This window comes from Streptomyces roseifaciens (genome assembly GCF_001445655.1).
Classification (GTDB): Bacteria; Actinomycetota; Actinomycetes; order Streptomycetales; family Streptomycetaceae; genus Streptomyces; species Streptomyces aureoversilis.
In genome coordinates this window covers 172,853-185,733 of the sequence record NZ_LNBE01000003.1, presented here as the reverse complement: position 1 = coordinate 185,733, position 12,881 = coordinate 172,853, and the positions used below count along the sequence as shown (strand labels likewise).

Annotated in this window: 14 protein-coding genes; 11 read left to right on the top strand and 3 right to left on the bottom strand. The window is 65.5% G+C overall.

Annotation, left to right across the window (positions count from 1 at the left end; translation table 11 throughout):
* The first annotated feature begins 90 nt into the window (after nucleotides 1-90).
* The 10 genes from AS857_RS06870 to AS857_RS39475 all read left to right on the top strand — a co-directional run bounded on the left by AS857_RS06870 (nucleotide 91) and on the right by AS857_RS39475 (nucleotide 9,199).
* Nucleotides 91-603 (top strand): P-loop NTPase family protein, encoded by a 513-nt coding sequence (locus AS857_RS06870; protein WP_058042256.1) that lies wholly within the window; start codon nucleotides 91-93, stop codon nucleotides 601-603.
* Nucleotides 604-634: 31 nt separating this feature from the next.
* The gene (locus AS857_RS06865; protein WP_058043956.1) at nucleotides 635-1,480 is read left to right on the top strand and encodes a class I SAM-dependent methyltransferase; all 846 of its coding nucleotides are present in this window, start codon (nucleotides 635-637) and stop codon (nucleotides 1,478-1,480) included.
* Nucleotides 1,477-2,229: a phosphotransferase gene (locus AS857_RS06860; protein WP_058042255.1), complete on the top strand. Its 753-nt coding sequence runs from the start codon at nucleotides 1,477-1,479 to the stop codon at nucleotides 2,227-2,229. The genes AS857_RS06865 and AS857_RS06860 overlap by 4 nt, the downstream gene beginning before the upstream one ends.
* The gene (locus AS857_RS06855) at nucleotides 2,226-2,882 is read left to right on the top strand and encodes a histidine phosphatase family protein (protein ID WP_058042254.1); all 657 of its coding nucleotides are present in this window, start codon (nucleotides 2,226-2,228) and stop codon (nucleotides 2,880-2,882) included. Before AS857_RS06860 ends, AS857_RS06855 begins: the two co-directional genes overlap by 4 nt.
* A complete protein-coding gene (locus AS857_RS06850) occupies nucleotides 2,879-3,715 on the top strand; it encodes an aminoglycoside phosphotransferase/kinase family protein (protein ID WP_058042253.1) in 837 nt (278 codons plus the stop codon). Before AS857_RS06855 ends, AS857_RS06850 begins: the two co-directional genes overlap by 4 nt.
* Before the next feature lie 31 nt (nucleotides 3,716-3,746).
* Nucleotides 3,747-4,742, top strand: a complete 996-nt coding sequence (locus tag AS857_RS06845) for an NAD-dependent epimerase/dehydratase family protein (protein WP_058042252.1) — start codon at nucleotides 3,747-3,749, stop codon at nucleotides 4,740-4,742.
* A 25-nt stretch (nucleotides 4,743-4,767) separates the two neighbouring features.
* Complete coding sequence (locus AS857_RS06840; protein ID WP_058042251.1) at nucleotides 4,768-5,889, top strand: adenosylhomocysteinase; 1,122 nt, start codon at nucleotides 4,768-4,770, stop codon at nucleotides 5,887-5,889.
* Between the two features lie 58 nt (nucleotides 5,890-5,947).
* Nucleotides 5,948-6,703, top strand: coding sequence for a 3-deoxy-manno-octulosonate cytidylyltransferase (locus AS857_RS06835; RefSeq protein WP_058042250.1), 756 nt, complete (start codon nucleotides 5,948-5,950; stop codon nucleotides 6,701-6,703).
* Nucleotides 6,704-7,495: 792 nt separating this feature from the next.
* Nucleotides 7,496-7,993, top strand: coding sequence for an ImmA/IrrE family metallo-endopeptidase (locus tag AS857_RS39840; RefSeq protein WP_160330195.1), 498 nt, complete (start codon nucleotides 7,496-7,498; stop codon nucleotides 7,991-7,993).
* Nucleotides 7,994-9,199 carry an MAB_1171c family putative transporter gene (locus tag AS857_RS39475; RefSeq protein ID WP_338058247.1) on the top strand — a complete coding sequence of 402 codons (1,206 nt, stop codon included), beginning with the start codon at nucleotides 7,994-7,996 and terminating at the stop codon, nucleotides 9,197-9,199.
* Here AS857_RS39475 and AS857_RS06830 read toward each other — a convergent pair.
* The 3 genes from AS857_RS06830 to AS857_RS06820 all read right to left on the bottom strand — a co-directional run bounded on the left by AS857_RS06830 (nucleotide 9,178) and on the right by AS857_RS06820 (nucleotide 12,099).
* Entirely contained in the window at nucleotides 9,178-9,651 is a 474-nt protein-coding gene (locus tag AS857_RS06830) for a helix-turn-helix domain-containing protein (protein WP_063804193.1), read from the bottom strand. The genes AS857_RS39475 and AS857_RS06830 overlap by 22 nt on opposite strands.
* 68 nt (nucleotides 9,652-9,719) lie before the next feature.
* Nucleotides 9,720-11,024: an MATE family efflux transporter gene (locus AS857_RS06825; RefSeq protein ID WP_245699642.1), complete on the bottom strand. Its 1,305-nt coding sequence runs from the start codon at nucleotides 11,022-11,024 to the stop codon at nucleotides 9,720-9,722.
* A gap of 76 nt (nucleotides 11,025-11,100) precedes the next feature.
* Entirely contained in the window at nucleotides 11,101-12,099 is a 999-nt protein-coding gene (locus AS857_RS06820; protein WP_245699641.1) for a zinc-binding dehydrogenase, read from the bottom strand.
* A 175-nt stretch (nucleotides 12,100-12,274) separates the two neighbouring features.
* On the opposite strand from AS857_RS06820, the gene AS857_RS06815 reads away from it, so the two are divergent.
* Nucleotides 12,275-12,817: a PadR family transcriptional regulator gene (locus AS857_RS06815; protein ID WP_058042249.1), complete on the top strand. Its 543-nt coding sequence runs from the start codon at nucleotides 12,275-12,277 to the stop codon at nucleotides 12,815-12,817.
* Nucleotides 12,818-12,881 lie beyond the last annotated feature (64 nt).

Sequence of the window (12,881 nt, the reverse complement as noted above, 5' to 3'; positions counted from 1 at the left end):
ACCACACTCGAAAAGCCCGTCCCGGATCATCCGGACCTTTCCCGGCAGCCAGGCCGCCCGACCGTCCCCGTAGCCCTAGGCTGGAGCACCATGAAGAAAGTCGCTGTCGTCGGCTGCGGAGGCAGCGGCAAGTCGCACATCGCCCGCGAGCTCGGCGCCCTGCTCGGCGCGCCGGTGACGCACCTGGATGCCGCGTTCTACGACGACGACTGGAACGAGCTGCCCATGGCGGAGTTCGCCGAGGTGCAGCGGAATCTCGTCGCCGAGCCGGCCTGGGTGATCGACGGCAACTACAACTCCACGCTCCAAATCCGGCTCGAAGCCTGCGACACGGTCGTCTTCATGGATGTCTCCACGCCGGCCGCCCTGTGGGGGATCGTCTCCCGGCAAATCCGGCACGGCGCCGGTCACCAGGGCAACGGGGTACACAACCGCATCCACTGGGGCGTGATCAAGTACGTCGCGACGTACCGGCGCAAGATGCGGCCCCGCGTCATGGCCAAGATCGAGCAGTTCGCCGCCGGTCACGCCACCGTGGTTCTGCTGACCAGCCGACGCCACACGCGGCGCTGGCTCCGACAGATCGCCGCCGAGCACAGCTGAGTCGGCCGCAGCCCCTGTGGGGGTGCGGCTCGTGATCACCAACCCGTTTCTCGACCCCGGACGGCAACACGATCTGTACGGTCGAGCTGCCCGGCTGACCCGCCGGACCGGCGCCCTCCTGCGCGCAAAGACCTCCGGTCGGCCGGTACCCGAGGTCATCGTCCGCAGCCTCACGGAGCACCACGGCGAGGGCGCACCGCCGCTTGGGCTGGTGGTGGACATCGGTTGCGGGCGCGGCACCACTACCCGGGTCCTGGCCGAGCAGCTCCGGCCGACGAGCCTGGTCGGCGTCGACCTGGCCCCGGCGCTCCTGGCCGACGCGCGCGATCGGGTGGGAAGGCAGCGCGAGGTTCGTGCGGAGTTCGTCCAGGCGGACTTCCACCAGCTGCCGCTGGCCGACGGTTCAGCCGGGGCGGTGGTGGCCGCGTTCTGCCTCTACCACTCGCCGCAGCCCGAGCGGGCCCTCGCCGAGATCGCTCGCGTGCTGGCTGGTGACGGGCTCGCCGTCCTGGTCACCAAATCGCTCAACAGCTACCGAGAGATGGACGCCCTTATCGCCGCCGCCGGGCTCGATCCGCGCGCCGAGCAACACGAGAGCCTCTACGCCGCCGCCCACAGCGGCAACCTCGTGGGCCTGACGGGCACCTCCCTGGAAGTGATCAAGACCGAGCACGAGGAGCACCGGTTCACGTTCGGCGGCCTCGATCACGCGGCGGAGTACCTCGCCACGAACCCGAAATACCACCTCTCCCCCGGCCTCTACGGCAACCCGAGCGCACTGGCCGAGGCGCTCCACGAAGCGCTCCCCGAACAGCCGATCACCACCAGCTCCGTCATCACCTACGTAGTGGCCCGGCACCGGGGAGGTCAGCCATGACCTCTGCCCGGTTCACCAAGAACTACGCCAGCGCCAGGCAGGCGGCCGCAGCCTCCCGGCACTACCACTGGCTCGCCGCGCACGCCCGGCCGCTCTTGCAGCCGGCGCTCATGGCCACCGCCCCGACCAGCCTGACGTTCGCATGGATAGATGGCCGGCATGCCGAGCCGCACGACCTGCCGCGACTGGCCGGCATGCTGGGCGATGCCCACGGCGCCGCCTGGACCAGCGACCTGCACCGCGCCTCACTCGCCGTGCCGTGCACCTCCCGCGACGGCGCCTTCTTCCCCGACTACGTCGCCTGCCGCGAGGTCGCCCTGCGCAAGCGGCTGGAACAGGGCCACCTGCCCGACTCATCGGTTCTGGACATGCTGCTCGCGCTCTTGGAAGAGACCGCTGAAGGGCCCGTCGCCTTCTACAAGGACAGCAACCCGCGGAACTTCCTGATCACCACCGAGGGCACGATCTTCACGGTCGACACCGACGACCTCACGCTCGCCCCCTTCGGATACGACCTGGCCAAGCTGATCACCACGCTGATCATGACGCACGGCCCGATCGAACCGCCCGGCGTCGAACAGGCCCTGGACCTCTACAACGAGGCCGCCTCCCGTCACAACACCCGGCTGGCCGCCATCGATCTCCAGCGCCTTCATGCCTTTCTCGCCCTCCACGTGCACCTGACCGCCCCGTACGCCGGACGCAACGGCTATCGCTTCGGCGTCCCCGGATTCGGAGGCTCAACATGATCACCACCGAACTCGTCTTCATCCGGCACGGCGAGGCCCAGTGCAACGTCGACGGCGTCGTCGGCGGGCCCGCGACCTGCACCGGACTCACCACCCGCGGCCAGGCCCAGGTGACCCTGGCGGCTGCCCGGCTGGCCGCCGAGCACCGAAGCACCCCGTTCACCGCGCTCTTCACGGGCCCCCGGCTCCGGCTCCGCCAGACCGGCGAGATCCTCGGCCAGGCCCTCGGCCTACCGGTTGGCACCCACCCTGGCCTCGACGGTCCCGTCCACGGCGCAGCCGACGGCAAACCTTGGACCGAGGTGAAAACCGCCGCCGGAGGCGCGCCGCACGTCCACCCTGACCAGCCGTGGGCGGAGGGATCCGACACCTGGAACGGCTACCTGCAACGGGCCGGTGCCTTTCTCCGCAACCTCATCGCCGCGCACGAAGGCGACCGCCTCCTGTTCGCCGCGCACGGCGAGACCGTGATCGCCGCCCACACCCTGCTGCTCGGTCTCGGCCCAGGCACCGATGCCGGCTTCGCCGTCTCCCACGCATCGATCAGCCGGTGGCAGCACCACCTCAACCGGCTCGGCCAGCACCGGTGGCTGCTGAAGGTTCACAACGACGCCGCGCACCTCGCCGGGCCGGCGGCGGAGCCCGCGCCATGAGCACGAACCCCGACGACCCGCGCGTCCAACTCGCTCATCGAGTCGTCGGCAAGGTCACCGTCGTCGCAGACCTGGCGCTCCCCCCACGGCTCCTACGCCTCGCCGACAGCGTCGGGAACACCTACGTCGCCAAGCAGCACGAGCGGTCCGTCCGTTACGCCCAAGAGGTCCGGGCCTACACGACATGGGTCCGCCACCTGCAGGGTCACGCACCAGCGCTCGTCGCCCGACAGGACGCCACGCGAACGCTGCTGCTCACTGCCGTCAATGGGCAAGGAGGTCAGAGCCTTCCTCCCGGATCTCCCGAGGAGGAGCAGGCGCACCACGACGCCGGCCGTGCCCTGCAGGCCCTTCACCGGGCCACGGCAGCACGCAGTGCCGGCGCCTTGAGCATCGAGCTCGCCACCCGCCTGCGCGGCTGGATCGCCAAGGCCGAGCGAGCCGGCCTCCTCTCGGGAGCCGAGCACCGGCTCCTCGGCCGGATCGCCACCGAGCTGGCCGGCACCCCGATGGACAGCGCCGTCTGCCACCTCGACTACCAGCCGCATAACTGGATCACTGGAGATGCGTTCCGGGTCGTCGACATGGAGCACATGCGACGTGATGCCCGCGTGCGCGACTTCGCCCGGCTCGAATTCCGCCGCTGGCAGGCAGCCCCACACCTCCGCGACGCCTTCTTCAACGGCTACGGATCTCGCCCGTCCGCCACCGAACAACGCCTCCTTGAGCGGTTCGGCGCCATCGAGGCCGCCACCGCCCTGGTCCGCGGACACGAACAAGACGACCACGCCCTCACCGCCCACGGCCGAACCGTCCTCTCACGCCTGAGCTAGCCCCTCGACACCGAACCCTTCGGAGGTCCTTATGTCAGAGATCCACGCCGCCGTCACCGCACCAGTCATCCGGCGCGCGGTCGTGACGGGCGCGGCCGGGTTCATCGGCTCCCACCTCGCCCACGCTCTCCTCCAGACAGGTGCCGCTGTGATCGGCGTTGACCGGCGCGATCCCGCCAGCGACGAGTCCACGGCTGTCAACCTCACCGTGCTGCACGGGGTCCAGGGCTACATCCACGTCACTGCCGACCTCCTTGACTGCGCGATCGACCCCCTGCTCGTCGACGCAGACGTCATCTTCCACCTGGCCGGCATCCCCGGCGTGCGCCCGTCGTGGGGACCACAGTTCAGCGAGTACGTCCACTCCAACATCCTCGCCACCCAGCGCGTGATGGACGCAGCCACCCGCATGCGTGTCCCCCGCTTGGTGGTGGCCTCCTCCTCGAGTGTCTACGGGGTCACCAGCGGAGGACCCAGCGTCGAAAGCGACCGCCTCCGCCCGGTTTCTCCGTACGCGGTCACCAAGCTCGCCGAGGAGCAGCTGTGCCTGGCCCATGCCGCCCGCGCCGCGTGCCCGACGTCCGTCATCGCCCTGCGGTACTTCACGGTCTACGGCCCCCGCCAGCGCCCGGACATGTTCATCCACCGCACGCTCCACGCCGCCCTCACCGGCGGCCCCCTCCGGCTGTTCGGAGACGGATACCAGCGCCGGGACTTCACCTTCGTCGACGACGCGATCGCCGCCACTATCGCCGCAGCCACCACCCCGCCCGACACAAGCATTATCAACGTCGGCGGCGGCGCCAATGCCTCTCTGATCGACGTGATCAACGTCGCCCAGAGCCTCACCGGCCGGGAAATCGACGTCCGTGCTGACACAGCACGCAGCGGGGACGTCCTGAGTACCCGAGCCGACACCCGGCTCGCCGAAGCCACCCTCGGCTGGCGTGCGACGGCCGACCTTCACAGCGGCATGCGTGCCCAGATGCAGGCACTCACCCAGTCCCCCTACAGCGCCGCGGCCTGACCCCCGTTGCGGAGAAGGAGGTGCCGTGGAAGGCCCTGAGAAAGCCCGGCTCGACGCCTACTTCCGTCGGATCACCGCGCGATTCCCCGTCGACGGCCCGATCAGCTTGCTGATCATCACCCACCTGCTCCCCGAACGGCCGGCCTTCCTGCACGCGCTGGCCCGCACGTCGACCATCGCGGCCGTGCTGCCCAAGCCCAGGTCCATAAGCCCCGAGGCAGTACAGGAAGTCCGACGTGCCTACGCTGTGCACGACCTCAGCCGCGCCATGTTCGCCGACCCCGTCAGGGCCCTGGAGTACCTAGAGAAGAACGCCCCGAGCCACGACGTCGTCCTGCTCGACATCGGCGGCTACTTCGCTCCTGCCATCACCACCCTGGCCGAGAAATTCTCTGGCCGCATCCGGGGCGTCGTCGAGGACACAGAGAACGGCCATCAGCGGTACGAAGCGCTGGAAGAACTACCCTGCCCGGTCTTCTCCGTGGCCCGCTCCCCCTTGAAGCACTGCGAGGACCACCTAGTCGGCCGCTCCATCGTCTTCTCGACCGATGCGCTCGTCCGCACCCGGGGCGACATCCTCACCAGCCGCGGCGCCTGCGTCATCGGCTTCGGCAAGGTCGGCCGCTCCATCGCGCACAACCTGCGCGCCCACGACCTGCGTGTCACCGTCTTCGACAGCGACCCCGTCAAACGCGTACAGGCACGCTCCCAGGGCTTCCGCACCCCGCCATCCCGCACAGAGGCAATCCACGACGCCGAACTCGTTCTCTGCGCCACCGGTAACCTGGCGCTGCGGCAAAGCCACTTCGAAGCCCTCCGCAACGGCGCCTACGTCGCCTCGGTCACCTCCTCCGAAGACGAACTCGAACTCGACGCGCTCGACGGCCTCTACCAGCGCACTCCCGTCGGCGACCACCTGACCCGCTACGAGGTGACCGGGCACTACTTCTACGTGCTCGCCGAAGGAGGAGCCGTCAACTTCGTGCACGGCGCGGCGGTCGGCAGCTACATCCACCTCGTCCAAGCCGAGATCCTCGCTGCCACCGCCGCGCTCAGCCGCGGCGAGTACGCCCCCGGCCTGCACGAAGTGCCCTCGCCTGTCCGCCAGACCATCGCGCAAGTCTGGCTCGACCACTTCGACCGGTGATCACTCCCATCCCGGCTGTCCGCACACGCCCATCACGCCCCATCTACGGGAGCTGACCATGAGTGCCACACGCCGCCACGTTGCAGTCATCCCCTGCCGCTGGGGAGCCTCGCGATTCCCGGGAAAACCACTCGCCATACTCGGAGACATGCCGCTGCTCTGGCACGTCCACCGACGCTGTCAGCAGACGCACCACCTTGACGACGCCGTCGTCGCAACAGACGACGACCGCATTGAAGCCACCTGCCGCCGGCTCGGCATCCCCTGCATCATGACCGGCGAGCACCCCACCGGCACCGACCGGGTCGCCGAGTGCGCACAACACCTTCAAGCCGACGCGTACATCAACGTCCAGGGAGACGAACCGTTCATCAACCCCACGTCGATCGACGCCGTATCCGAAGCACTCACCCACCTTGGCGCCGGCGCCCTGGCAGTCAACGCGTGCACGAGGCTGAACGACGCGGCAGCGGTCCTCGACCACAACGTCGTCAAGGTCGTCGTCGGCAAGAACGACAACGCCCTGATGTTCTCCCGCCAGCCGATCCCGTATCCGCGGAACCAACGCCCCTTCTACCTACGGCAGCTTGGTCTCTACGGCTTCACTCAAGATGGGATCGGGCTGTTTCAACAGCTCGAACAGGGGCCGCTGGAGCGCACCGAAGGCATAGAGATGCTCCGGCTCATCGAGCATGGACACGGGGTTCGGATGCTCCCCGTGACCGACCGGGGAATCGCGGTGGACACGCCCCAGGATCTTGAAAGGGCACACACGATGCTGAGGGAGACATCTGCTCCTGGGGAAATCACGTGACAGGGAGTGCTGACCACCGAGCTTGAGCGCCACCCAGCCCTCGCGCGTGCATGCAGGCCCGCATCGGCGGCTCCGGCACCGGCGCGACCCCTGTCGGCCGGTGCCTCTGCCTGCGCGCCGATGCCACCCTCCCGGGCATGGTCACTGTTCTGGACGAAGGCATCAGCTGATGGCACCGACGTATTGGAACGCGTCAGTGGCTGGACCGGACACTTCTTGCCCTTCCACGAGGGCATCGGCGGCACCCTTCACCCCTGGATAAATCGGACATCCAGAGGTCCTTGCACTGTTTCCAGCGACGTCGTCAAGCAAGTATCAGGACACAGACTGCCCCATGAATCCGAATTATTGACTCTAATCCTCACCCCGGTCCTCAGCGAGGGAGAGCACACGTGACACTCTGGTGCACAGCCTTGCCATGTGAGTAAGGTTGGGTCGACGCAGGTGCGTTCTATCGCATAGGGGAGGGGAAGCACTTGCTAGCCACCGATGGTCTTACTTGCGTGCACGCAACACTCGCGTCTGCGCCTGGGATACCGGGGTTATCGACCTTGCGCGACAAGGCAGGCAAGGCGAGGCAAGGGGCTCCGGTTGGCATCCCCTCTTACGGCTCCCTCGCAGGCTCGCAGACCGCACTCGCGAAATGCCGCGCAGAGACACGATCGAGCGGAAATCGGTAATTCCCCAATGAAGGAGTATGCGATAGGCCACGCCCTTTCCGTGTCAGGTGTCTCTACAACATCGCGACACTTCAAAAGCCTCCGCCGGCAGTGCGAAGCACGCCTCACTGCTATGGGGCTCGACAAGGACAGTCGCGACATCGTCTCGTTAAGAGACAGGTTGAGCGATCAACGCGGGAAACCGATCCATCTCATCCCTATGGCGATACCTGAGTATTCCCTAAACGGTATGTGGATGGCCACCCCGGCGGCCGACTTTGTCATATACGAAGTTCGCACGACCCGCGCTCACCAAGAGCACATCATCGCGCATGAGCTCGCCCACATCCTGTGTGATCACGAAGCCAACGCGGGAACAAGCGAAACTGTGCTAAGTCACCTGTTCCCAGATATCGACCCAATGGTCGTTCGCAGGGCACTCCAGCGGACTGAATATTCCGAACGGAATGAGCAGGAGGCAGAAATGGTTGCCTCCATTCTCCTCACCCCAGTCCGACGGCAGAATGACACCGGCACGGAGCCCCCATTGTGCCCGGATGACGAGGTAATCACACGGCTCAAGGAAGCTATATCTGCAGGCCACTCACCCAGCGTCGGCTCGGTGCAGTGAATGATTTTCAATGTACTCTCGTGGAGTTGCGCCGTAGCAAGCCTGGCCGCTTTCTCCTACAAGTTACCCGCACTCGTGCACAGGCCGAAGAATCTCGCGCTCTTCGCGTTATGTACATACTTTATGTGCAACTCGGTGGCATATTTCGTCGACCTGGAGATCTTCAGGCGCCAAATCTCGGGATTCCTTGGGTTCCCGAACGCCACGACGATCATCGTTCAGGCATCCGTAGTAGTGCTCACGGCTGCGCAGCAAGTGACGGTCGTTAATCTGACGCTACCCCCCGAGATTGCCAAGAGGTCCACACAATGGCAGGTGGCAGGGTTCGGAGCCGCACTCACTGCCCTCATTTTCCTATTCTTCGCCATACAGCCGAAAAAAGAAGCATCTGCCCAAGAGACCGTATACCTGAATATTCAAAATGTGGATTATGCGGCCTACATGGCCTACTACTTGGCCATTTGTGCGGCGGGACGCTTCCAGACGGTTCTCTTCTCTTTCCGTTACGCCCGCACCGTGCGCGAGTTCTGGCTACGCCTCGGCATGTGGTTCGTTGCCGCAGGCTCCACACTCATTCTGGCGTATTGCGCCGTCCGCTATTGGCAGATCATCGCACTACATGCAGAAGGTGTGGTAGGGCCCTGGAAGTTCCTCTTCTGGTCTATCGCAGATGCAGGAACTCTTCTTCAAATTTTCGGCTGGACAGCCCCCTCCTGGGGACCGAAGTTAAATTCAGCAGGCCGCTGGCTTAACACCTACCGTGACTATCTACGGCTTGCACCCCTGTGGCGCGCCGTGTATCAAGCGGCACCGAACCTGGTCCTGGAACCTCCCGCATCCCGCCTGCTCGGATGGATTCCACGACGTCAGCTCGACTACCATTTGTATCGACGTGTCATCGAAATCAGGGACGCACAGCTGGTTCTCCGGCACAGAGCGGATCCGATCGCTATCCACCGCCTCGAGCAAGCACACGGGATGCAGCACGAGGCCATGTGTGAAGCGGCAGTGCTGAGGTCAGCTCTATACGGCCCCGGGGAGCTGGAGCCAGCACAGGAAGAGCCTCTCGCCCGTCGTCGAACCGCCGGCGTCAACCTGGCACAGGAGATCGCACTTCTTGCGCAGGTTTCAAAATCTTTTCAGAAACTGAATTCGCGCAGCAGAAGCCATTTCGAAGGAAACCGTCAGCGCGCCGTTTCCTCTTGACCGAGTTCGTCGTCAGGCAATCCCTCTAGCTTCCGCAACTGGTCGATCATGCTATGCAAAGCCCGGCGGCTCGACTCGGAAAGCCCTGTCGAGCGCAAGGCGATGCTGCGCGCGTCCGACTGTTTGAGCGCGCCGAGCAAGGCCAGCTGGTCATCGATCTTTCGGGACTCCTCATCACTGAGGAAGTAGGCAGCGCTCACCCCGAAGTATTGAGCCAGCGACTCAAGGTGGCGCATCGTCGGATTTGTTTTCCGTCCGGTGCGCAGCTGCCATACGTAGGTAGCGCTGATCGTTTTCTCGCCTGCGGCAATGTTGATCGCTGTCGCTATGTCCTCGTTCGAGGGGGGACGCTGGCCTGCTGGCGTCGTAATAGCCAGCAAGTGCTCCAGCTTCTCAGCGAGACTTCTACGTTCGGTGTGCCCTCCAGGGCTCTGACCACCCGCATCGTTCATGATCTACCGACCTCCTCTCGGGTTGTCCTCCTCAGCTGTCAACTCTAGCCATCCCCCTGGTGGCGCGGCTACGAGCGCGAGTCAGCCGAACTCTTACTGGCCCGCGCCCCGAAGTAGCGCCGGAAGAGCAGATACGACATGAGGTACTGGGCGCCAGTGCCGATGATCATAGACAGCCACACTCCCTGGACGTCCAGCGCGGACAGAGAGCTCAGCCCGTAGGCGAGCGGCAGCTGAACAACAGCACCCATCAGTGTGACCCAGAACATTGCCCGAGTGCGCCCACCGCCCATGAACGCTCCGCCGAGGCCAACCACACCAGCCAGAAGCACCAGGTAGGGCAGGAGGTACCACAGCAGGGTCGCACCTGAGTCAATGACTCCTGATGCCTGTGTGAAGAACCCCATGAGCAGCCGTCCGCCCAGGGCGAGCACGAGTCCGGCGCCGGCACCGACCATCATGGCGAGTACGACGCTTTGCTGTCCGATCACCCTGTCCGCGCTCTCGCCCGATCCCCGGGTGCGGGCGGTGAGAATGCTCCCCGCCTGACGAAGGGCGTAAAAGGCCATGGTGACGAAAAGGATCACCTTGATGCCGATGCCGTAGGCGGCCAGTGGGTCCTCACCGAACCGAGCGACAATGCCGACCAGCGTCGCGCTGATGCCCATGCGCAGGACGAAGTCTCCGGATGCCGGCAGGCCGATGCCCAGGAGGCGTCGCAGGGCGTTGGGCCAGCGCAGCGTGGTGGCCGCCGCGTCACCGACATTGCCGAGGCGCTTGCGCCACAGCAGCGTCAAGCTCACGCACAGGGCGACGGAGCGGCCCAAGAGCATCCCAAGCGCGGCTCCTCGTACACCCATGTGGGGAAGGCCGCCGACACCGTAGATAAGCAGTGGGTCGAGCACGAGAATGCAGGAGTTGGCAAGGATCGCCATCCGCATAGGCGTCTTCGTGTCGCCCGTCCCCTTGAAGATGCCGTCGACCACGTTCTGGGCGAAGAAGACTGCCATCCCTGGGAAGGCGATGGCAAAGAAGCCGGCCGCAAGCCGATGCACCTCCCCCTCTCCGCCCACGAGCAGGCTCGCAACCTGGTCACGTGCGAAGAAGCCGCCGATCGCGACAATGGGCGTGATGATCAACCAGAGCAGTCCGACAGCGCGCATGATGGTCGGGATCTCGGCTCGTCGTCCGCCGCCCAAGGCGTCGGCGATCAGAACCGTGGCTCCGATGTTGGCCATGAGGATCACGCCAAGCAGCACGTTCTCGAGAGTGCTCGCGACAGCGACCGCTCCGACGGCTGCTTCACCCAGGCGGGAGACCCAGACGGTATCGATGATGCCGGCGACCACTCCAGAGAGAAGCTCGAAGTACACCGGCACGCCTAAGCCCAACAGTGCCCGTCGAGTGAGAGCTGGCGTGAGGCTCTGGGCCTCAGTCATTGTCTGGGTGTCAGGGATGGTGGACAACGGCCACGACCTTTCCGAGGGCTTGATTGGTTTCCATGTGGTGGTGAGCAGCGGCGAGTTCTTCGAGAGGGAAAATTCGGTCGATCACCGACCGGCAACTTCCTGTCTCGACCTGACCGAGGATGTCCTGGAGGGCCAGCCGCGCCCAAGCGCCGGTGTTGATTGCGCTGCTGGAGAAGGTGGTCAGCGTCGCCCCGGAAGGGATGTCCTCCAGCGGCTCGAATGCCGGCATGACCCAAGTGTCCGAGAGGATGCCTGAGTTGCATACGCTGCCGCCCGGAGCCAGTACGCGCAGTGAGTCCAAGACCGTGCCGCCGCCCACCAGGTCCAGCACGCGGTCCGCTCCGTCCCGCCATATCGCGCGCACGTGCTCACCGATACTGCCTCCGCGGTCAAGGATGACCTGATCGGCCCCATGCTCGCGCAGCGACTCGACCTTGCCAGGATCACGTGTCGTACAGGCCACTTCCACTTCCAGGCCGGCAGACAGAGCGAGCGCCGCCATACCAACGGACGAGGTGGCGGCACGAATCAGCAGACGGTGCCCCGGCCGGAGCCGGAGTGCTTCCAGCGATCCATACGCGGTCAGGTAGGACTCGGGGATCGCCGCCAGGGCGGACCATGGAAGTTTCGTTCTCACGGGCATGAGCTGAGCCGTTGGGAGCAGTGCGAACTCCGCGTAGCTTCCGTCGAATTGCCTTCCCATGCCCCCCATAGCGGCCGCGACCGTAGTGCCCTCCGGCAGTCCAGGGTCATGTGACTGCTCTACGACCCCTACGCACTCGATGCCCAGCACTCGTGGAAAGCTCACGGTGGGGGACATGCCGCGGCGAGTGAACAGCTCCGAACGGTTCAGTCCGAACGCCATAACGCGCACCAGCGTCCAGCCTTCCCGCGGCTCGGGGCGGGGAACCTCACGCAGCTGCAACACCTCTGGTCCGCCAGGGCGCTGCACCGTCATCGCATGCATCGTCTTGCGCAAAGGGACACCCCCTCCAGCACATACGGGGCTCAGGCCCCTCCGGCTGCTGACTCGGTCAGCACGCGACACGCTACCTCGATTCGTGTCACTCTAATAGAGGTAGTCGCAATCGTGATCATGAAAACCGGGCCGAACGCCCCGTATCCGCCACCTCGACCCACAAGGCAGGAAGACTGTGCTGACGCTCTCCGTCCTTGGCTTTCTCGCCGAGCGCCCCATGCATGCCTACGAACTCCGCCGCCACATCTCGGACCTGATAGGGCACAACCGGCCCGTGAGTGACGGAGCCCTGTATCCGGCCATCAACCGCCTGCGCCAGGTTGGATACGTCGAGCGACGGTCCGAGCCCGGCGACAGCGCTCCGGCCCGTCACATACTGAGCATCACGGCCGAGGGACGAGCCGAGTTGTTGCAGCGTCTGGCGCATCCGAAGCCGACCGAGATCACGGACGGCGGCGCCTTCTTCACCCTGCTCGCCTTCCTCAGCCAGCTCACGGACCCCGCTCAACAAGCCGCCGTGTTGCAGCAGCGGCTGGACTTCCTCAACCAGCCGGCCAGTTTCTTCAGCCGTTCGGGCACCCCCGTACGCATCAAGGATGTTCAAGATCCCTACCGCAAAGGCATGCTGATCATGGCTCGGGCTGCACAGCAGGCGGAACGTGCCTGGCTCGGTGAGAAGCTGCGGGAGCTACGCGAGGCGTCGGAGGGTGATGCCTGACGCTCAAGTGGGTGTGCGGACGTACCCTGCAGGCACGTCCGCACACCCGGTGATCCTCTACCAG

Coding starts and splice junctions, on each gene's coding strand:
- AS857_RS06870 (WP_058042256.1), top strand. CDS start 91: ATGAAGAAAGTCGCTGTCGTCGGCTGCGGAGGCAGCGGCAAGTCGCAC.
- AS857_RS06860 (WP_058042255.1), top strand. CDS start 1,477: ATGACCTCTGCCCGGTTCACCAAGAACTACGCCAGCGCCAGGCAGGCG.
- AS857_RS06855 (WP_058042254.1), top strand. CDS start 2,226: ATGATCACCACCGAACTCGTCTTCATCCGGCACGGCGAGGCCCAGTGC.
- AS857_RS06850 (WP_058042253.1), top strand. CDS start 2,879: ATGAGCACGAACCCCGACGACCCGCGCGTCCAACTCGCTCATCGAGTC.
- AS857_RS06845 (WP_058042252.1), top strand. CDS start 3,747: ATGTCAGAGATCCACGCCGCCGTCACCGCACCAGTCATCCGGCGCGCG.
- AS857_RS06835 (WP_058042250.1), top strand. CDS start 5,948: ATGAGTGCCACACGCCGCCACGTTGCAGTCATCCCCTGCCGCTGGGGA.
- AS857_RS39840 (WP_160330195.1), top strand. CDS start 7,496: ATGGGGCTCGACAAGGACAGTCGCGACATCGTCTCGTTAAGAGACAGG.
- AS857_RS39475 (WP_338058247.1), top strand. CDS start 7,994: ATGATTTTCAATGTACTCTCGTGGAGTTGCGCCGTAGCAAGCCTGGCC.
- AS857_RS06830 (WP_063804193.1), bottom strand. CDS start 9,651: ATGAACGATGCGGGTGGTCAGAGCCCTGGAGGGCACACCGAACGTAGA.